Annotated in this window: 14 protein-coding genes; 8 read left to right on the forward strand and 6 right to left on the reverse strand. The window is 71.4% G+C overall.

Annotation, left to right across the window (positions count from 1 at the left end):
* Positions 1-100: 100 nt before the first annotated feature.
* Together ACYF6T_RS08090 and rpsA are read right to left on the reverse strand one after the other, a co-directional pair.
* Complete coding sequence (locus tag ACYF6T_RS08090) at positions 101-1,627, reverse strand: flavin monoamine oxidase family protein (RefSeq protein ID WP_461694774.1); 1,527 nt, start codon at positions 1,625-1,627, stop codon at positions 101-103.
* 249 nt (positions 1,628-1,876) lie between these two features.
* On the reverse strand, positions 1,877-3,373 hold the full coding sequence (rpsA, locus tag ACYF6T_RS08095) for a 30S ribosomal protein S1 (protein ID WP_093504378.1): 1,497 nt from the start codon (positions 3,371-3,373) through the stop codon (positions 1,877-1,879).
* A 368-nt stretch (positions 3,374-3,741) separates the two neighbouring features.
* Between rpsA and ACYF6T_RS08100 the strand changes: the two genes are divergently transcribed.
* Both ACYF6T_RS08100 and hrpB read left to right on the forward strand, forming a co-directional pair.
* On the forward strand, positions 3,742-4,566 hold the full coding sequence (locus tag ACYF6T_RS08100; protein ID WP_461694776.1) for a class I SAM-dependent methyltransferase: 825 nt from the start codon (positions 3,742-3,744) through the stop codon (positions 4,564-4,566).
* Positions 4,567-4,570: 4 nt separating this feature from the next.
* On the forward strand, positions 4,571-7,075 hold the full coding sequence (gene hrpB, locus ACYF6T_RS08105; RefSeq protein WP_461694678.1) for an ATP-dependent helicase HrpB: 2,505 nt from the start codon (positions 4,571-4,573) through the stop codon (positions 7,073-7,075).
* Here hrpB and ACYF6T_RS08110 read toward each other — a convergent pair.
* The 3 genes from ACYF6T_RS08110 to ACYF6T_RS08120 form a co-directional block, all read right to left on the reverse strand.
* Complete coding sequence (locus tag ACYF6T_RS08110) at positions 7,065-8,057, reverse strand: PorA family protein (RefSeq protein ID WP_461694680.1); 993 nt, start codon at positions 8,055-8,057, stop codon at positions 7,065-7,067. The genes hrpB and ACYF6T_RS08110 overlap by 11 nt on opposite strands.
* A gap of 21 nt (positions 8,058-8,078) precedes the next feature.
* Positions 8,079-8,213: an SPW_0924 family protein gene (locus ACYF6T_RS08115; protein ID WP_461694681.1), complete on the reverse strand. Its 135-nt coding sequence runs from the start codon at positions 8,211-8,213 to the stop codon at positions 8,079-8,081.
* 140 nt (positions 8,214-8,353) lie between these two features.
* Positions 8,354-10,081 (reverse strand): lytic transglycosylase domain-containing protein, encoded by a 1,728-nt coding sequence (locus ACYF6T_RS08120; RefSeq protein ID WP_461694682.1) that lies wholly within the window; start codon positions 10,079-10,081, stop codon positions 8,354-8,356.
* Positions 10,082-10,369: 288 nt separating this feature from the next.
* Here ACYF6T_RS08120 and ACYF6T_RS08125 point away from each other — a divergent pair, with 288 nt between their 5' ends.
* Complete coding sequence (locus tag ACYF6T_RS08125) at positions 10,370-11,278, forward strand: DUF4184 family protein (protein ID WP_461694684.1); 909 nt, start codon at positions 10,370-10,372, stop codon at positions 11,276-11,278.
* A gap of 130 nt (positions 11,279-11,408) precedes the next feature.
* Here ACYF6T_RS08125 and polA read toward each other — a convergent pair whose 3' ends face one another.
* Complete coding sequence (gene polA / locus ACYF6T_RS08130; RefSeq protein ID WP_461694685.1) at positions 11,409-14,135, reverse strand: DNA polymerase I; 2,727 nt, start codon at positions 14,133-14,135, stop codon at positions 11,409-11,411.
* 187 nt (positions 14,136-14,322) lie between these two features.
* On the opposite strand from polA, the gene ACYF6T_RS08135 reads away from it, so the two are divergent.
* The 5 genes from ACYF6T_RS08135 to ACYF6T_RS08155 all read left to right on the forward strand — a co-directional run bounded on the left by ACYF6T_RS08135 (position 14,323) and on the right by ACYF6T_RS08155 (position 20,432).
* Positions 14,323-16,602 carry an FdhF/YdeP family oxidoreductase gene (locus tag ACYF6T_RS08135; RefSeq protein WP_461694687.1) on the forward strand — a complete coding sequence of 760 codons (2,280 nt, stop codon included), beginning with the start codon at positions 14,323-14,325 and terminating at the stop codon, positions 16,600-16,602.
* A 55-nt stretch (positions 16,603-16,657) separates the two neighbouring features.
* Positions 16,658-17,146, forward strand: coding sequence for a PaaI family thioesterase (locus ACYF6T_RS08140; protein WP_461694688.1), 489 nt, complete (start codon positions 16,658-16,660; stop codon positions 17,144-17,146).
* Positions 17,147-17,205: 59 nt separating this feature from the next.
* On the forward strand, positions 17,206-17,883 hold the full coding sequence (locus tag ACYF6T_RS08145; protein ID WP_461694690.1) for a hypothetical protein: 678 nt from the start codon (positions 17,206-17,208) through the stop codon (positions 17,881-17,883).
* A gap of 226 nt (positions 17,884-18,109) precedes the next feature.
* Positions 18,110-19,345, forward strand: a complete 1,236-nt coding sequence (locus ACYF6T_RS08150; RefSeq protein ID WP_461694777.1) for a branched-chain amino acid ABC transporter substrate-binding protein — start codon at positions 18,110-18,112, stop codon at positions 19,343-19,345.
* Positions 19,346-19,502: 157 nt separating this feature from the next.
* Positions 19,503-20,432: a branched-chain amino acid ABC transporter permease gene (locus tag ACYF6T_RS08155; protein ID WP_461694691.1), complete on the forward strand. Its 930-nt coding sequence runs from the start codon at positions 19,503-19,505 to the stop codon at positions 20,430-20,432.
* Positions 20,433-20,436: the final 4 nt, after the last annotated feature.

Raw genomic sequence — 20,436 nt, forward strand, 5'->3', positions numbered from 1 at the left:
TCCTCGTGTTCGTACTGCACAACGCCCCTCAGGGCACGGGCATTCCCACCCGTGCCCCTGATCAGGCATCTCTTACGGCCTTTTCATGGCCGGCCGCGGTTCACGCCGACAGCACGCGCGCGTGCAGGGCGCTCACCGCCTTGCGCGCCGAGGTGAACGCGCCGTGCTGCCAGGCGTCGGTGTAGCTGAGCCAGTCGCCGGCGAAGTAGACGCGTCCGGTCGGCTCGTTCAGCGGCTTGTAGCGGACGTCGTCGGGCCCGCCCGGCGTGTCGTGCCAGGCGGCCTCCAGGTGGGGCGTCTGCCGCCAGTGGTGGGAGAAGGACGACGCCAGCTCGGTGCGGTACTTGTCCCCGTAGATCTTCACCCCGGCGGCCACGGCCCGCCGCTCGCGCGCCTTGGGGGTGAGCCTGGCGTAGGAGTCGGCGTCGTCGCCGTAGTTGTAGTAGCCGATGAGGACCCCGCGTTCGCCGTGGAAGCCGTACGACGGATGCCAGATGTGGGTGACGTCCTGGTCGGTCTCCGTGATGCCGCCGTAGATGTGGTGGTCGAGCTCCCACCACCGGGACCGGTACTCCAGCCCGATCTTGGCGGCCGACGACGGTGTGACCGCCTCCAGCGCGGACTGCACGCCTGAGCCGAGGTTGTGCGGGACCTTGGCGAGGATGTTCGGCGGCATCGCGGCGACGCAGTAGTCGGCCTCGACGGCCTTCGTACGGCCGTCCTGGGTGTACGTCACCCGCACCCCGCCGCCGGTGTCGGTGACCTTCGTGACGACGGCGCCGGTACGGATGCGCCCGGCGCCGATCGCTCTCGTCAGCGCCCGGGGTATCCGGTCCATGCCGCCCACCGGCTGGAACATCAGCATGGCCTGGTCGAAGCCGAACTCGAAGGAGAAGTAGCGTCCGACCCCGCTGGCGAAGACCTCCGAGGCGGTGGGCACGTCCCCCAGCAGCACCCCCGGGGTGCCGGCGGCGGCCGGAACGGTCGTGTATCCGCGCCGCTCACCGCCCTCGTACGTCAGCTTGTCGCCCAGCTCCCCCCAGTCCGCCAGGAAGTCGACGAGCCGCTCCTGGTCCTCGGCCGTCAGCTCCTGGTCCAGGGCGCCCTTGTTCGCGGCCTTGGCCAGCAACTCCGAGACGTAGCCGTACACATCGGCCTTCGCCGTCCGGTAGCGCACCGGCCCGGTCATCCCGGCGGACTCGTTGTAGAGGTAGGCGTCGGCGTTGACGTTCGTGAACACCTCGATGGGGACGCCGAGTTCACGGCAGTAGTCGAGGGTGACCATCCACTGCGGGATACGGGCCGGGCCGCAGTTCATGTAGTGGCCGTCGGCGAAGCGGGCGGTCTGCGTGTTGCCGTACAGGTCGGTGGTCGTGTCACCGCCGCGCACGGTGAAGTTCCGGCCGCCGGTGCGGCCCCTGGCCTCCAGGACCGTACAGTCGTAGCCCGCCTTGCCCAGTTCGTACGCGGTGGTCAGACCGGCGATGCCGCCGCCGAGGACGACGACCTTCGCGGCGGCCCGCCCGGTGAGCGTGAAGTCCCCGGCGCGCGGTGCCCGAAAGGGCTGCTCCCGCTGGGCGGCTTGCGCGGTGGGGGCGAACCCGAGGGCCCCCATGGTGGCGAACATGGCCCCGGCGCCGCTGCTGAGCCCGACGCTGCGGAGGAACGAGCGGCGGCTGGTACCGGAGACGTGCTGAGTCCGTGCCATCTTTCGGCTCCCCTTCCCGATCAAGACCGACCGGGAGAGCCTCCCAACGACCGGTTACGGCCCACGGGTTACTCGTGTATCTCGCACGTTTCTGCACACACGGCCGAGGGGCCGCACCTCGGAAGGTGCGGCCCCTCGGTCAGGAGCTGCTGCTCGGTGAGCGTCGGCTCAGCTCTGGCCACCCGCGAGCTTCTCGCGCAGCGCGGCCAGCGCCTCGTCCGAGGCCAGGGCACCGGAGGTGTCCGCACCCTCGGAGGAGTACGAACCGCCACCCGCGGCCGGGGCCGCACCGGCGGCGTCGCCGCCCTCGGCAGCGGCGGCAGCGTCGGCCTCGCGGCTCTTGATGACCTGCTGCTGGTGCTGCTCGAAGCGCTGCTGCGCCTCGGCGTACTGGCGCTCCCACTCCTCGCGCTGCTTCTCGTAGCCCTCGAGCCAGTCGTTGGTCTCGGGGTCGAAGCCCTCGGGGTAGATGTAGTTGCCCTGGTCGTCGTAGGACGCGGCCATGCCGTACAGGGTCGGGTCGAACTCGACCGAGGCCGGGTCGGCACCGAAGGACTCGTTGGCCTGCTTCAGCGAGAGGCTGATGCGACGGCGCTCGAGGTCGATGTCGATGACCTTGACGAAGATCTCGTCGTTGACCTGGACGACCTGCTCCGGGATCTCCACGTGGCGCTCGGCCAGCTCGGAGATGTGGACCAGGCCCTCGATGCCCTCGTCCACGCGGACGAACGCACCGAACGGAACCAGCTTCGTGACCTTGCCGGGCACGACCTGACCGATCTGGTGCGTGCGGGCGAACTGCTGCCACGGGTCTTCCTGGGTCGCCTTCAGCGACAGGGAGACGCGCTCGCGGTCCATGTCGACGTCGAGGACCTCGACCGTGACCTCCTGGCCGACCTCGACGACCTCGGAGGGGTGGTCGATGTGCTTCCAGGACAGCTCGGAGACGTGGACCAGACCGTCGACGCCACCCAAGTCCACGAAGGCACCGAAGTTGACGATCGAGGAGACCACACCGGAGCGGACCTGACCCTTCTGGAGGGTCGTGAGGAACGTCTGGCGGACCTCGGACTGGGTCTGCTCCAGCCAGGCACGGCGGGACAGGACCACGTTGTTGCGGTTCTTGTCCAGCTCGATGATCTTCGCCTCGAGCTCCTTGCCCACGTAGGGCTGGAGGTCGCGGACACGGCGCATCTCGACCAGGGAGGCCGGGAGGAAGCCGCGGAGGCCGATGTCGAGGATGAGACCACCCTTGACGACCTCGATGACGGTACCGGTGACGATGCCGTCCTCTTCCTTGATCTTCTCGATGGTGCCCCAGGCACGCTCGTACTGGGCGCGCTTCTTCGAGAGGATCAGGCGGCCTTCCTTGTCCTCCTTCTGGAGGACCAGGGCCTCGATCTCGTCGCCGACGGCAACGACCTCGTTCGGGTCGACGTCGTGCTTGATCGAGAGCTCGCGGCTCGGGATGACACCTTCGGTCTTGTAACCGATGTCGAGCAGGACCTCGTCCCGGTCGACCTTCACGATGACGCCGTCGACGATGTCGCCGTCGTTGAAGTACTTGATCGTCTCGTCGATCGCTGCGAGGAAGGCTTCCTCGTTACCGATGTCGTTGACCGCTACCTGCGGGGTGGTGGCGGTGGTCTCGGTGCTGCTCGTCATGTGGGAAAGGGCTCCGGTACGGACATTGAAGTCGTAGGTACTGCTTACGCCGGGAGCCCGTTTCGCTCTGCAGAAGCCGGACAGCCAAGGAAGCGCCACACAAAACCACTGGTGGCGCCTCGACAACCGAGGGGACATACAACAGATGCGAGCGCAGCCTGCTACGTCTGAGGTGCGCAGGCCCGCAGCGCAACTTGTAGCATACGGGGGCAGCCGGACAGGGTCAATGCGCGAAGGCGCACACCCGGGGCGGATCGCCGCATACCCGGCACAAGAACTGTCTCCGGAGGCCACGCAGGCCCGGGACACCCCTTCCGTGACACCCCTCGGGGCGCCCGGTTGGAGGGAAGAGTACGACGAGGGAGCCGATCATCCAAGAGCCCGTATCGTCCGAGCCCGAGTTCGAGCCGGAGGCCACGCGGCGCGCTGCCGGCGTCACGGAGAGCGCCCGCGCCAACCGCGGCTGGTGGGACCGGAACGCGGACGAGTACCAGGTCGAGCACGGTACGTTCCTCGGCGACGACCGTTTCGTGTGGGGCCCCGAGGGCCTGGACGAGGTGGAGGCGGAGCTGCTCGGGCCGCCGGAGGAGCTCAAGGGCCGCGAGGTCCTGGAGATCGGCGCGGGCGCGGCCCAGTGCTCGCGCTGGCTGGCCGCGCAGGGCGCCCGCCCGGTCGCCCTGGACATCTCCCACCGCCAGTTGCAGCACGCGCTGCGGATCGGCGGGTCGTTCCCGCTGGTGTGCGCGGACGCGGGCGCGCTGCCGTTCGCGGACGCCTCCTTCGATCTGGCGTGCTCGGCGTACGGGGCGCTGCCGTTCGTGGCGGATCCGGTGCGGGTGCTGCGGGAGGTCCACCGGGTGCTGCGCCCGGGCGGCCGTCTCGTGTTCTCGGTGACGCATCCGATCCGCTGGGCGTTCCCGGACGAGCCGGGCCCGGAGGGGCTGAGCGTCTCGGCCTCGTACTTCGACCGCACTCCTTATGTCGAGCAGGACGAGAAGGGCCGCGCGGTCTACGTGGAGCACCACCGGACGATCGGCGACCGGGTGCGGGACGTGGTGGCCGGCGGCTTCCGGCTGGTGGACCTGGTGGAGCCGGAGTGGCCGGTCTGGAACACCTCCGAGTGGGGCGGCTGGTCGCCGTTGCGCGGGAACCTGATCCCGGGGACGGCGATCTTCGTGTGCGTACGAGACTGAGCGGGTGATCCGCTACGACGCCCTCGACGCCCTTCCCGTCCGCGGTGCCCTGCCCGCGCTGACCGAGGCCCTGGCGGGGCCCGGCACCGCGGTCCTGGTGGCACCGCCCGGCACCGGCAAGACGACGCTCGTCCCGCTCGCCCTGGCCGGCCTGGTCGGCGACGGGCCCGCGCGCCGGGTCGTGGTGGCCGAGCCGCGGCGGATCGCCGCCCGGGCCGCCGCCCGGCGGATGGCGTGGCTGCTGGGCGAGAAGCCGGGCGGGAGCGTCGGGTACACCGTGCGCGGCGAGCGGGTGGTGGGCCGGCACGCGCGCGTGGAGGTCGTGACCACCGGTGTGCTGCTGCAACGGCTCCAGCGCGACCAGGAGCTGGCCGGGGTGGACGTGGTGGTGCTCGACGAGTGCCACGAGCGGCATCTGGACGCCGACACGGCGGCGGCCTTCCTGTGGGACGTGCGCGAGACGCTGCGGCCGGAGCTGCGGCTGGTGGCCGCCTCGGCGACCACGGACGCGGAGGGCTGGGCGGCGCTGCTCGGCGGGGCGCCGGTGGTGGCGGCCGAGGGCGTGGCGCATCCGGTGGAGGTGGTGTGGGCGCCTCCGGTACGGCCGGTGAGGCCACCGCACGGGATGCGGGTCGATCCGGCGCTGCCGGCGCACGTGGCGTCGGTGGTGCGGCGGGCGCTGGCCGAGCGGGACGGGGACGTGCTGTGCTTCCTGCCCGGCGTGGGCGAGATCGCGCGGGTGGCCGGGCTGCTCGGGGACCTGGACGGCGTGGACGTCCTCCAGGTGCACGGGCGGGCGCCGGCGGCCGTGCAGGACGCGGTGCTGGCGCCGGGCGCGCGGCGCCGGGTCGTGCTGGCGACCTCGGTGGCCGAGTCCTCGCTGACGGTGCCGGGCGTGCGGGTGGTCGTCGACTCCGGGCTGGCGCGGGAGCCGCGCGTCGACCACGCGCGCGGGCTGAGCGCGCTGGTGACGGTACGGGCGTCGCAGGCGGCGGGGCGGCAGCGCGCGGGGCGGGCGGGGCGTGAGGCGCCGGGGACGGTGTACCGGTGCTGGGCGGAGGCCGAGGACGCGCGTCTGCCGCGTTTCCCTGCGCCGGAGATCAAGGTGGCGGACCTGACGGCGTTCGCGCTCCAGGCGGCCTGCTGGGGCGATCCGGAGGCGTCCGGGCTGGCGCTGCTGGATCCGCCGCCGGGTGGCGCGATGGCGGCGGCGCGGGGCGTGCTGACGGCGATCGGAGCGGTCGACTCCACGGGCCACGCCACGCAGCGGGGTATCCGCCTGTCCCGGCTCGGCCTGCATCCGCGGCTGGGGCGGGCGCTGCTGGACGCGGGTGCCGAGCGGGCGGCCGAGGCGGTGGCCCTGCTGAGCGAGGAGCCGCCGCGGGAGTACGGGGACGACCTCGCGGCGGCGCTGCGGGCCGCCCGGCACGGGAGTGACGCCTACGCGGGGCGGTGGCGGGCGGAGGTGCGCAGGCTGCGCGCCCTCACCACGGAACCCGGCCGCCCGTCCCGTCCCGGTGACCGGGTGACCGGTGGCGATGACGCGCTCGTGGGGGAGGTCGCCGCGCTGGCCTTTCCCGAGCGGGTCGCCAGGGCCGACGGCGACTCCTGGCTCATGGCGTCCGGCACACGCGCGGAGCTCGGTGCGGGCAGTCCCCTGGGCGGGTCTCCCTGGATCGCCGTGGCCGTGGCGGACCGCCCCGTCGGCAAGGGGCACGCGCGCGTGCGGCTCGCGGCCGTGATCGACGAGGACGTGGCCCGGCGCGCCGCCGCGTCCCTGTACGCGCGGGCGGAGGAGGTCCACTGGGCGGACGGCGATGTGGTCGCCCGGCGGGTGGAGCGGCTCGGGGCGATCGAGCTGGCCTCGCGTCCCCTGGAGGACGCCGACCCCGCCCTCGTACGCGAAGCGCTTCTGGAAGGGCTGCGGCAGGAAGGGTTCGGTCTGCTGCGGTGGGCGCCCGAGGCGCGGGTGCTGCGGCAGCGGCTCGCGTTCCTGCGGCTGCACCTCGGGGAGCCCTGGCCGGACGTGTGCGACGACGCGCTCCACGCGCGCGTGGACGAGTGGCTGGAGCCGGAACTGGGCCGGGCCCGACGGCGGGCCGACCTCGCGCGGATCGACGCCGGCCAGGCGCTGGCACGTCTGCTGCCGTGGGCCTCCGGTCAGGCCGGGCGGCTGGACGAGCTGGCGCCGGAGCGGATCACCGTACCGAGTGGGTCCAGAATCCGGATCGACTACGCGGACCCCGCGCAGCCGGTGCTGGCCGTGAAGTTGCAGGAGATGTTCGGGCTGCAGGAGTCGCCGGCGGTCGCCGGTGTGCCCTTGCTGGTGCACCTGCTCTCCCCCGCCGGCCGGCCCGCCGCCGTCACCGCCGACCTCGCCTCCTTCTGGAAGGACGGCTACAAGGCGGTGCGCGCCGAGCTGCGCGGCCGGTACCCGAAGCACCCCTGGCCCGAGGACCCGGCCGGCGCCGTGCCGACGCGGCACACCAACGCGCGCCTCAGGCGGTGACCGGCTCCGGCGCCGAGGTCTCGGCCGGTTGCGGATCGGCCGGGTGGCGGCCGCGCGCCTCCAGCCACAGGGACAGGGCGAGCAGCAGGGTGCCGAGGATCAGGAAGCCCCAGGGCAGGTACGACGTCATCAGCAGGACGAGGGTGCGGTTGTGCTTGACCAGGGCGACGGTGTGCCGGATGTAGTCCTCGCGCATCCTGACGTCGCCGGCGAACGCGGTCACCTTGTCCCGGCCGCCGAGGAGGGTGCCGCCGCGCAGTTCCTCCTTGTGGAGTTCCTCGCCGTAGACGGGGGCGCCGGTGACGGGCTCGACCCAGAACCGGCGGACCGTGGTGTACCAGCGGGTGGTGCCGGTCTTGGCGACGGACTCGGGGGTGATGCCGGCGACGGGCATCTTCTTGGGGAAGGGGACCTTGGTCCAGGGGATGGTCTGCTCGAAGTAGTAGACCTCGACGCCGCGGAAGGTCCGCGTGCCCTTGTAGTGGATGGGGTTGGTGGTGCGGGTCTGCGCGTCGAAGTACTCGTAGTCCCGTTTCTGCGTCAGGAAGGGCCACTTGAACTCGATGCCGGTCCGCTTCACCGGGTCGCCGTCGACCATCTCGCCGGTCGCGTGGACGGGGTCCTGGCTGTGGGCGTCGAAGATGTAGCGCTCGGGGATCTCGGAGACCATCTTGCCGTCGGGGCCCTGGACGTAGGAGAGGCCGTCCCAGACGACGACGTCCCGGCCCGCCGTCTTCTCGATCCTCCGCGCGGCCCGCACGTCGCCCTTGAGGGTCTGCACGATGGTGACCTTGGGGACCGTCCTGGCCTTCATCGTGCCGTAGTCGAGGAGGGTGGCGTTCTTCGCCTCCAGGACCATGTCCTGGTACTGGTTGGCGGGGATCTTGGCCAGGCGCGGGAAGGCGTACCAGCGCAGCAGCGGGGACAGCGCCGCGAAGAACACGGCGAAGGCGAGCAGGATCAGACTGGCCTTGCGGCGCATCTCGGCCTCCCTCGCGGGCGGTTACGGGTGTGCGGGCACCGTCGTCAGCAGCGGTTTCGGGGAGGTCTTCCCGTCCGGCGTGCCCATGGCGGTGATCGTGAGGACCAGGGCGAACGCGACGGCGAGACCGGTCGCGGCGGCGATCAGGGCACGCATGCGAGCCTCCCGGCGGACGCGAACTGATACACCGTCAGGTCCGGCACCGTAGCAACGGGCGGCGGAGATGAGAACAGGTCGCACATACAACGACGGCGCCCCCCGCCGCGGGCGGGGGGCGCCGTGCTCACATCCGAGGACTAGGCGCTCGGGCTGGGGCTGGCCGACGGGCTCGGGGAGGCCGACGGCGTCGAGTCCGCCGCCGCGGTCACCGTCAGGGTGACGTCCAGCGTCGCGCCGCCCGCGGTGGTCAGCCGCAGGACGTACGTGCCGGCGTTGTCGTCGGCGTACAGCGCGGGCAGCTTCAGCAGGCCGTTCGCGTCGGTCGCCAGGCCGGTCAGGGTGCGTACGGCCGTGCCGTTCGCGTCCTTGAAGTAGGGGCCCTTGTCGTTGACGGTGGCGTCGTCGGCGGACTTGACGAGAGTGGCGGTGACCGCGACCTTGTCGGCGACGGCGCCCTGGTAGGTGGCCTTGACCTCGACCGGGTCGGCGAAGGTGCCGCCCGCGGTGCAGGTCAGGGCGGTGTCGCTGGTACGGGCGAGGGCGTCGGCGACGCGCTCGGTGACGGTCGCCGTGTAGTCGAGGGCCTTGACGGCACGGCCCACGACGGTGGCGCGGACGGTGAAGTCGCCGGTCTTCTCGCCCGCCTGGAGGGTGGGCGCGACGGCCACGCCGGAGCTGTTGGTCATGACCGTGGCGACCTTCTCGCCGCCGGTGAAGGTGGCGTCGGTCGCGTCGCCGATGATCGTGAAGCGGACGCGCACCTTGGCGACCGTCTTGCCCGCCTTGGTCTCCGCCTTGGTGCTGATCTTCTTCGTGAACGCGTCCCCGGCCATCGCGGTCAGCTTGGCGGTGCCCGCGTCCTGGAGGTGGTCGACCGTGTCGGTCGGCGTGGGCGTCGGGGACGGGGACGACGTGCCCGGGGTGCCCGACGGGGAGGACGTGCCCGGCGTCGTCGAGGGCGTCGAGGACGACGGCTTCCTGGTGGTGGAGTTGCCCTTGTCCTTGCCGCCGCCGCTGGTGCCGTCGCTGCGGTGGGTGGGGACGGTGCCCGTGCCGTCCGGGATCTCGTGCGTGCCCTTGCGGTAGTACTCGAACCACGACAGGACGGTGGTCAGGTAGTCCTGCGAGTTGTTGTAGCTGAGGATCGCGCTGTTGAGGTCCGTCTGGTCGGACAGGTCCCAGTCGTAGCGGCACAGGTAGTGCGCGGCGGCGAGGGCGGCGTCGTAGACGTTGTTGGGGTCCTTGACCCCGTCGCCGTTGCCGTCGCGGCCCGCCCAGGTCCAGGTGGACGGGATGAACTGCATGGGGCCGACGGCCTGGTCGTACTCGCTGTTGCCGTCGTACTTGCCGCCGTCGGTGTCCCGGATGAGCGCGAAGCCGTTGCCGTCGAGGGCGGGGCCGAGGATCGGGGTGATCGTGGTGCCGTCCGCGGTGACCTCGCCGCCGCGCGCCTGCCCCGACTCGACCTTGCCGATGGCGGCGAGCAGTTGCCAGGGCAGGTTGCAGCCGGGCTTGGCGTCGGCGAGCGCGGCCGCGGCCTTCTTGTAGGCGTCCAGGACGGTCGCCGGGATGCCCGCCTCCGTGCCGCCGGTGACCGGCGTGCCGATGGTCGGCGAGGGGCTGGGGCTCGGGTTCGGGCTGTTCAGCGGCGGCAGGTCCGTGTAGTACGGCGAGTTGCCGGTGGCGCTGCCGCCGTCCGAGGCCGTCGCGTCCGGCGTGGGCTGGGCGTCGGCGGCGGTCGTTCTGCCGTGGCCGTCGGTGGTGACACCCGGGGCCTGGGACGCGGAGAGCGCCGCGACCGCGAGCGCCGCCACGGCCGTGGTAGCCGCGCCTTTGTACAGCCGCCTGCCGAACTGCGCCGCCATAAAGCGAACCCCTCCCCTGGACGCGTCCGCGTCCTTCTTCCGTCTGACGTTCTCGCCCTGTTGTGACGATCGACCCGCCCTGCCGGTTGCCCCGTCGCGCCCTTCGGTGTTCCGTTCGACGCGCTGCCCGGCTCGGCGGCCCAAGCGACCCTATGACAACTTCCCTTGCGTGGGGACCCGGTCGCGCCCGGTTTTCACCACTTGGCCATGTCCCGTTGCCCCGTGGGTCCTCACCCATACTGGACGTAATCGATCACCTCGGACCAACCCCCTTAGTGAGGAGCCGCGTTGCCCTTCACCCTGAGCCATGCGGCGGCCGTGCTGCCGGCCGTGCGCACCGACGGGACCGGCCGCGGACGGCTGGTTCCGGCCATGCTGGTGGCGGGTTCCTTCTCGCCCGACATGACCTACTACGCGGCGAGTGTCGTGTCCGGGGCGATGGAGTTCGGAGACGTCACGCACTCGTTCGCGGGCGTCCTCACCGTCGACGTCCTCGTCTCCTGGGCGCTGGCCGGGCTGTGGCTGCTGCTGCGCGAGCCGCTGGTGGCGCTGCTGCCGCGGCCCCGGCAGCCGCGGCCGGCGGCCCTGCTGCGGTGCGGGCTGCCGCGGGCGCGGGTGCGGCCGTCGTCGGTGGGGTGGTGGTACGTCTCCGCGGCGCTCGGCGCGCTGACGCACGTCGTGTGGGACGCGTTCACCCATCACGACCGGTGGGGGACGCGGCTGCTTCCCGTGCTGGGGCGCGAGGCCGGGGGGTTCCCGCTGTACTGGTACCTGCAGTACGGCGGCTCGGTGGTGGCCGCGCTGGTGATCGTGCTGTGGGTGGCGCGGGCGCTGCGGCGGGTGGTGCCGGGGTCCGCGCAGGCGGTTCCCGTGCTGTCGGTGCGGGACCGGTGGTGGGCCGCGGCCGTGATCGGCGGGTGCGCCGGGGTGGGGGCCGTGGAGCGGGCGGCCGCGTGGTGGGCGACCTGGGGGTCGGCGGCGCGGCCGTGGGAGCTGGTGCCGGCGGTGTGCTTCGGTGCGGGCGCGGGGCTCGCGCTCGGGCTGCCGCTGTACGCCGTGGGGGTACGGGTGTGGCGGTCAGCGCCGGCGGACTGCGCGGGCCAGGGTGCGCGGGAGCGTGCGCAGGACCTCGGCGAGGTCGGTGGGGATGCGGGCGGTGCTCGCGGTGACCGCGAAGGGTGGTACAGGCGCCGGTGACAGGGCCGGCGCCGTCCTCGCGTCCGCCGGTGCTGCCGCCGGACGGCGGTTGAGCAGTCGTATACCCATGCCCGCATCCTTGCCGGAGGCGGGCATGGGGGGCGTTTCTGCGGGGGCCACCAGAGTGACGCTAGTGCGCCGCCGACTCCCAGTCCGGGCCCACGCCCACCGAGACGCCCAGGGGGACCTTCAGGCTGACCGCGTTCGCCATCTCCCGGCGGACGATCTCCTCCGTCGCCGCGCGCTCGCCCGGGGCGATCTCCAGGACGATCTCGTCGTGGACCTGAAGGAGCATGCGGGACCTGAGGCCGGCCTCGCGCAGGGCCTCGTCCACCTTGAGCATGGCGAGCTTGACGATGTCCGCCGCGGTGCCCTGGATCGGCGCGTTCAGGGCCATGCGCTCGGCCGCCTCGCGGCGCTGGCGGTTGTCGCTGTTGAGGTCGGGCAGATAGCGGCGGCGGCCGAAGAGGGTGGCCGTGTAGCCCGTGGCCCGGGCCTCGTCGACCGCCCGGCGCAGGTAGTCCCGGACGCCGCCGAAACGCTCGAAGTAGGCGTCCATCAGGGCGCGCGCCTCACCGGCGTCGATGTTCAGCTGCTGGGAGAGGCCGAAGGCGGACAGGCCATAGGCGAGGCCGTACGACATGGCCTTGATCTTGCGGCGCATCTCCGCGTCGACCGCGCCGGGCTCCACGGCGAAGACCTGGGAGGCGGCGGTGGTGTGCAGGTCCTCGCCGGAGGTGAACGCCTCGATCAGGCCCGCGTCCTCGGAGAGGTGGGCCATCACGCGCAGCTCGATCTGGCTGTAGTCGGCCGTCATCAGGGACTCGAAGCCCTCGCCGACCACGAAGCCGCGGCGGATCGCGCGGCCCTCGTCCGTGCGCACCGGGATGTTCTGAAGGTTGGGGTCGGTGGAGGACAGGCGGCCGGTGGCGGCGACGGTCTGGTTGAAGGTGGTGTGGATGCGGCCGTCCGTCGCGATGGTCTTGATCAGGCCCTCGACGGTGACGCGGAGCTTGGCCTGCTCGCGGTGGCGGAGCATGATCACCGGCAGTTCGTTGTCCGTCTGGGTGGCGAGCCAGGCCAGGGCGTCGGCGTCCGTGGTGTAGCCGGTCTTGGTCTTCTTCGTCTTCGGCAGCGCCAGCTCGCCGAAGAGGACCTCCTGGAGCTGCTTGGGCGAGCCCAGGTTGAACTCGTGCCCCGCCGCCGCGTGCGCCTCCTTCACCGCCTGCTGGACGGCGCCCGCGAACATCTGCTCCATGGCCTCCAGGTGGGGCCGGTCGGCGGCGATGCCGTGCCGCTCCATGCGGGCCAGCAGGGCCGAGGTGGGCAGTTCCATGTCCCGCAGGAGCTCCGCGGCGCCGACCTCTTGGAGGCGGCTTTCGAAGGCCTCGCCCAGGTCGAGGACGGCACGGGCCTGGATCATCAGGGCCTCGGCCTCGGCGCCGTCGTCCGTGCCGAAGGCGAGCTGGCCGTCGGCCGCGGCGGCGGGGGCCAGCTCGCGGTGCAGGTACTCCAGGGACAGCGCGTCCAGGTCGAAGGAGCGGCGGCCCGGCTTGACCAGGTAGGCGGCGAGGGCGGTGTCCATGGAGACACCGGCGACGCTCCAGCCGTGCTCGGCGAAGACGCGCATCGCGCCCTTGGCGTTGTGCAGGACCTTGGGCCTGGCCTCGTCGGCGAGCCAGGCGGCGAAGGCCGTCTCGTCGGCCTCGTCGAGCTGGGCGGGGTCGAACCAGGCGGCCGGCCCGTCGGGCGCGGCGAGCGCGACCTCGGCGACCGAGCCGGTGCCCAGCGCCCAGGTGTCGACGGTGGCGAGGCCCAGGGTGCCCGTGCCGTGCTCGGCGAGCCAGCCGGCCAGCTCGCCGGTGGCCAGCACCGTGCCGTCCAGCTCCACGCCGTCCGTGCTCACCGGCGTGGTCTGCGCCTCCTCGGCGCCGGGGTCCACGGCGAAGAGCCGCTCGCGCAGGGAGGGATTGCGGATCTCCAGGGTGTCCAGGATCATCGCGACGGCCTTGCGGTCGTAGGCGGCCCGCTCCAGGTCCGGGACCGTCTTCGGCAGCTCGACGCGGCGCTCCAGCTCGGTGAGGCGGCGGTTGAGCTTGACGGACTCCAGGTGGTCGCGCAGGTTCTGCCCGGCCTTGCCCTTGACCTCGTCGACGCGCTCGACCAGTTCGGCGAAGGAGCCGAACTGGTTGATCCACTTGGCGGCCGTCTTCTCGCCGACGCCGGGGATGCCCGGCAGGTTGTCGGACGGGTCGCCGCGCAGGGCCGCGAAGTCGGGGTACTGGGCGGGCGTCAACCCGTACTTCTCGAAAACCTTCTCCGGGGTGAACCGGGTCAGCTCCGAGACGCCCTTCGTCGGGTACAGCACCGTCGTGTGCTCGCTGACCAGCTGGAAGGAGTCGCGGTCGCCGGTGACGATCAGCACCTCGAAGCCCTCGGCCTCGGCCTGGGTGGCGAGGGTGGCGATCACGTCGTCCGCCTCGAAGCCCTCGACGGCGAAGCGCGAGACGTGCATCGCGTCGAGCAGCTCGCCGATCAGCTCGACCTGGCCCTTGAACTCGTCCGGGGTCTTGGAGCGGTTCGCCTTGTACTCGGTGAACTCCTCCGAGCGCCAGGTCTTGCGGGAGACGTCGAAGGCCACCGCGAAGTGCGTGGGCTCCTCGTCGCGCAGGGTGTTGGCCAGCATCGACGCGAAGCCGTAGATCGCGTTCGTCGGCTGGCCCGTCGCGGTCGTGAAGTTCTCCGCGGGCAGCGCGAAGAACGCGCGGTAGGCCAGCGAGTGCCCGTCCATGAGCATCAGTCGGGGTCGCTTGCCGCCGGGGGTGTTCTCGGTCTTCTTCGATGCTGTCTCTGCCACGTCCCCGATCCTGCCATGCGCCACTGACAGTCGGGGGTCCCCGCCGGTCCGGCACCGCCGGAAGGCCCGGGCACGGCGGGCGCAAGCAGTGATCGCGCCCCGTGCACGACCGGCCGCCTTCGCTGTCGGTCCGGCGTGCGAGGATCGGATACGTACCTCTCGTGTGCCAGTGAAGGAGAGCGCCGCGATGGCAACGAAGCCACCCAAGGGTGACCCGGTCCAGGACGCCCCGCAGGTAGCCGAGCCACAGCACGCGGCGGCGGGGCTGCCGGCCGTCGGGCACACCCTGCGCGTCGCCCAGCGGCAGATGGGCGTGAAGCGCACCGCGCTGACGCTGCTGCGGGTGAACCAGAAGGACGGCTTCGACTGCCCGGGCTGCGCCTGGCCGGAGCCCGACCACCGGCACACGGCGGAGTTCTGTGAGAACGGCGCGAAGGCGGTGGCCGAGGAGGCCACCCTGCGCCGCGTCACCCCGGAGTTCTTCGCCGCGCACGGCGTCGCCGACCTGGCGACCAGGAGCGGGTACTGGCTGGGCCAGCAGGGGCGGCTGACGCACCCCGTGTACCTCCCCGAGGGCGGCACGCACTACGAGCCGGTGAGCTGGGAGCGGGCCTTCGACATCGTCGCCGAGGAGATCGCCGCGCTCGGCTCCCCCGACGAGGCCGTCTTCTACACCTCCGGGCGCACCAGCAACGAGGCCGCCTTCCTCTACCAGCTCTTCGCCCGCGAGCTGGGCACCAACAACCTGCCCGACTGCTCCAACATGTGCCACGAGTCGTCCGGTTCGGCGCTGTCGGAGACGATCGGCGTCGGCAAGGGCAGCGTCCTGCTGGAGGACCTCTACCAGGCCGACCTGATCATCGTCGCCGGCCAGAACCCGGGGACGAACCACCCCCGTATGCTCTCCGCGCTGGAGAAGGCGAAGGCGGCCGGCGCGCGGATCATCAGCGTCAACCCGCTGCCCGAGGCGGGCCTGGAGCGGTTCAAGAACCCGCAGACCCCGCAGGGCATGCTCAAGGGCGCCGCCCTCACCGACCTGTTCCTGCAGATCCGCATCGGCGGCGACCAGGCGCTCTTCCGCCTGCTGAACAAGCTGATCCTCGAGACCGAGGGCGCGGTCGACGAGGCGTTCGTGCGGGACCACACGCACGGCTTCGAGGAGTTCGCCGCGGCCGCCCGCGCCGCCGACTGGGACGAGACGCTCGCCGCGACCGGTCTCACGCGCGCGGAGATCGAGAAGGCGCTGGAGATGGTGCTCGCCTCGCGGCGCACCATCGTGTGCTGGGCGATGGGCCTGACCCAGCACAAGCACTCGGTGCCGACCATCCGCGAGGTGGTCAACTTCCTTCTGCTGCGCGGCGACATCGGCCGTCCGGGCGCGGGCGTGTGCCCGGTGCGCGGCCACTCGAACGTGCAGGGCGACCGCACGATGGGCATCTTCGAGCGCCCGGCGCCCGCGTTCCTGGACGCGCTGGAGAAGGAGTTCGGGTTCGCGCCGCCGCGCGAGCACGGCTTCGACGTCGTCCGGGCCATCCGCGCGCTGCGGGACGGCGAGGCGAAGGTGTTCTTCGCCATGGGCGGCAACTTCGTCTCCGCCTCCCCCGACACCGAGGTCACCGAGGCGGCCATGCGGCGCGCCCGCCTGACCGTGCACGTGTCGACCAAGCTGAACCGCTCGCACGCGGTCACGGGCGCGCGGGCGCTGATCCTGCCGACGCTCGGCCGCACCGAGCGCGATCTGCAGGGCGGCGGCGAGCAGTTCGTGACCGTGGAGGACTCCATGGGCATGGTGCACGCCTCCCGCGGCCGGCTGGAGCCGGCGAGCCCGCACCTGCTGTCCGAGCCGGCCATCGTGTGCCGGCTGGCCCGGCGGGTGCTGGGCGAGGACAGCGTGGTGCCGTGGGAGGAGTTCGAGAAGGACTACGCCACCATCCGCGACCGCATCGCGCGCGTGGTGCCCGGCTTCGAGGACTTCAACGCGCGCGTGGCCCGCCCCGGCGGCTTCGCGCTGCCGCACGCGCCGCGCGACGAGCGCCGCTTCCCGACGAAGACCGGCAAGGCGAACTTCACCGCCGCCCCGGTGGAGTACCCGGAGCTGCCCGAGGGGCGGCTGCTGCTGCAGACGCTGCGCTCGCACGACCAGTACAACACCACGATCTACGGCCTGGACGACCGGTACCGGGGGATCAGGAACGGGCGCCGGGTGGTGCTCGTCAACCCCGAGGACGCCGAGCGGCTCGGGGTCGCGGACGGGTCGTACGTCGACCTGGTCGGCGAGTGGAAGGACGGCGTGGAGCGGCGGGCGCCCGGATTCCGGGTGGTGCACTATCCGACCGCGCGCGGCTGTGCGGCCGCGTACTACCCGGAGACCAACGTGCTGGTGCCGCTGGACGCCACCGCGGACACGAGCAACACCCCGGCCAGCAAGTCCGTCGTCGTCCGTCTGGAACAATCGGCGACCGACTGAGCGTTTGCTCAGCGGTAGGAAGCCGTACCGATCACGACGAACGGAGCCCGGCACGATGGGCGAGCAGCAGCATGTGACGTTCCCGCAAGAGGTCATCGACGAGTACGCCTCGCTCGGCGTCGACCTCCCGGCGCTGTTCTCCGCGGGGCACCTCGGGGCGCGGATGGGCGTCCAGATCGTGGAGGCGTCCGCGGAGCGGGTCGTCGGCACCATGCCGGTGGAGGGCAACACCCAGCCGTACGGGCTGCTGCACGGCGGGGCGTCGGCCGTCCTCGCCGAGACGCTGGGGTCGGTGGGCTCGATGCTGCACGGCGGCAGCTCGAAGATCGCGGTGGGCGTCGACCTCAACTGCACGCATCACCGGGGCGTGCGGTCCGGGCTGGTGACCGGGGTGGCCACGCCGGTGCACCGGGGGCGCTCCACGGCGACGTACGAGATCGTCATCAGCGACGAGGAGGGGCGCCGGGTGTGCACCGCCCGCCTGACCTGCCTCCTGCGCGACGCGCGCCCGGGGGACGCCTCGCATCTCGGCGTCGCCGGCTGAACGACGGCCTGGCAGCGGGCGACCGGCGCCCCTTACCGTTTCCCCATGAGGCTGCGGTCGTGAGCGGCGTCGGGCCCGTCGAGCCGGGCGGCACGGGCGGGGTGGGCGGCGGCGGTGACGTCATCGGCAGCGACGCGCCGCGGCTCGCCGACCGGCTCGGGCGCCGCCGGCGCTGGGTGCCGCGGCGGGTGCGCAGGGCCCTGCTCGCGGCCCTCGTGGTCGGCGCGGTCGCCGTCGGCGTACTGCTGCTGCCGACCGCCGGCGCCCCCGACCGGGCCGAGCCCCCCGAACCCCTGCCGTACCCCGCCAACGTCACCCGGTGGGGTTACCTCGGTCTCGCCGAACCGATCGGCGCGCACGACACCAGCGGCCTGTTCCGTTTCGCGGTGTCCATCGACTACGGCCCCCCGGTCACCGTCCGCGCCACCGGCACGGATCTCGGCGGCCTCGCCGTGCGTTCCACTCCCGACCCCGCCTTTACCGTCCACGCCGGGGCAACACGCCGCATTACGGTGAAGATTTCCGTATCCGACTGTTCGGGTCTGCCCATCGATGAGGACCTACCCTTTCTTGTCGTAACGCTGCGTAACACACGCGCAATACAACAACACACTTTCATCTTCGGCGGCAGGTATGCGAGGGACCTTTCCCGCCTTCTCCGTACGGCCTGCGGCGCCGCACCCGCCACGCTGCCCTCACGGCCAAGCGGAAGTGCAGGTTCTCAGAATGCGGACTGAGCGGAAATGGCGCCAAAACGACCGAGAGCCCCCTTCCCCCCACTTCGGCCCGCATCACGTCATAACAAGAAAGTCACAAGCCACTCCGCGGCGATGCTCCGGCCTACGGACGGGCTTAGAGTCACGGCCAGTCACCGCTCCATCGGGAGTTCGGTACCAGCGCGGCACCCGTCGCCCCACCGGGGCGGACCGCCTGCGGAAAGGACTGATTGTGCGACAGCGTTCCTTGGTGATTCTTACCTCCGTTCTCACGACCGGAGCTCTGACACTCACCGCCTGCGGCTCCCGAGACGACAGCGGTGACAAGAGCTCCAGCGGGTCCACCACCTACGTCATCGGCGTGGACGCCCCGCTCTCCGGTGAGAACTCGACCACCGGTCTCGGCATCCAGTACGGCGTCCAGGTCGCCGTCGACGACGCCAACAAGAACAACTGGGTCCCCGGCGTGAAGTTCAAGGTCGAGGCGCTGGACGACAAGGCCCAGCCCGCCAACGGCCAGCAGAACGCCACCAAGCTCGTCGGCGAGAAGACGGTCGTCGGCGCCGTCGGCCCGCTGAACTCCGGCGTCGCCCAGTCGATGCAGCAGGTGTTCGCCTCGGCCAACATGGTCGAGATCTCCCCCTCGAACACCAACCCCGAGCTGACCCAGGGCAAGAACTGGCAGACCAGCAAGACCCGCCCGTACAAGACGTACTTCCGTACGGCCACCACGGACGAGCTGCAGGGCGCCTACGCCGCCCAGTACGCGGCCGCCACCGGCGGCAAGGGCCTGGGCAAGAAGAAGGCCTTCGTCGTCGACGACAAGCAGACCTACGGCGCCGGCCTCGCCAAGATCTTCTCCGAGCAGTTCAAGAAGCGCGGCGGCACGGTCGTCCAGACCGACCACGTCAACACCGGTGACAAGGACTTCAGCTCCCTCGTCACCAAGATCAAGAACTCCGGCGCCGACATGGTCTACTACGGCGGCCAGTACGACGAGTCCTCGCTGATCACCAAGCAGCTCAAGGACGCCGGCGTCAAGATCCCGCTGTTCGGCGGCGACGGCATGTACGCCACCACCTACATCGACGTCGCCGGCAAGGCCGCCGAGGGCGACCTGGTCACCTCCGTCGGCGTCCCGGTCGACACCCTGCCCGCGGCCAAGCAGTTCATCGAGACCTACAAGGCCAAGGGCTACAAGGGCGACTACGGCGCCTACGGCGGCTACTCCTACGACGCCGCCACCGCCATCATCAAGGCCGTGAAGGCCGTCAAGGACGCCAACGGCGGCAAGCTGCCCAGCGACATCAACAGCCTGCGCTCCAAGGTCGTCGACGAGGTCCAGAAGTCGGACTTCGAGGGCATCACCGGCAAGGTCTCCTTCGACCAGTACGGCGACACCGGCAACAAGCAGCTCACGGTCTACCAGGTCAAGAGCGGCAAGTGGGTGGCCGTGACCTCGGGCACCGCCAACCCCGTCTAAATCCTCAAGCACCACCGCCCCACGGGCCGCGCGGAAGGAGGACCCCGACCGCGCGGCCCGTTGCCACACCCAGACCTTGCACACATCCAGTGCACACAGAGACCGAATCTGTCACCGAGTCTGTGCACACGACCACCAGCGACATGGAGGCCACGCGGTGAACACCCTGCCGCAGCAGCTGGCCAACGGGCTGCTCCTCGGCTCGATGTACGGGCTGATCGCCATCGGCTACACGATGGTGTACGGCATCGTCCAGCTCATCAACTTCGCGCACGGCGAGATCTTCATGACCGGGGCCTTCGGCGCCCTCACGGTCTACTTCTACATCCTGCCCGACGGCACCCCCATGGCGGCCGCCATCCCCCTGATGCTGGTCGGCGGCGCCATCGTCTCCGTCCTCGTCGCGGTCGGGGCGGAACGCTTCGCCTACCGGCCCCTGCGCGGAGCACCACGCCTGGCACCGCTCATCACCGCCATCGGTCTGTCCCTGGCCCTCCAGGAAGTCGTCCGCAACTTCTACCCGGGCGCCGACAAGGCCCGCTCCTTCCCCGGCCTCGACACCACCCACGACCTGGGCTCCGTCACCATCAAGGACGCCGACATCTTCCTGATCGTCTCCGCGGTCGTGTGCATGTCGGCCCTGGCCTGGTTCGTCCGCAAGAGCCGCACCGGCCGCGCCATGCAGGCCACCGCGCAGGACCCGGACACCGCGCAGCTCATGGGCATCGACACCAACCGCATCATCGTCATCGCCTTCGCCATCGGCGGCTTCTTCGCCGCCGTCGCCGCCCTCGCCTTCGGCCTGAAGTACGGCAGCATCGACTACCGCATGGGCTTCCTGATGGGCCTGAAGGCGTTCACCGCGGCCGTCCTCGGCGGTATCGGCAACATCTACGGCGCCATGCTCGGCGGCGTCGTCCTCGGCATCGCCGAGACCCTCGCCTCCGCCTACATCAACAACATCCCCGGCATGCAGCAGCTCGGCGGCCAGAGCTGGGCCAACGTGTGGGCCTTCGTACTCCTCATCCTGGTGCTCCTGTTCAGGCCACAGGGCCTGCTCGGCGAGCGCGTCGCGGACAGGGCGTGATCAC

It is taken from the genome of Streptomyces sp. 7R007, assembly GCF_054850255.1.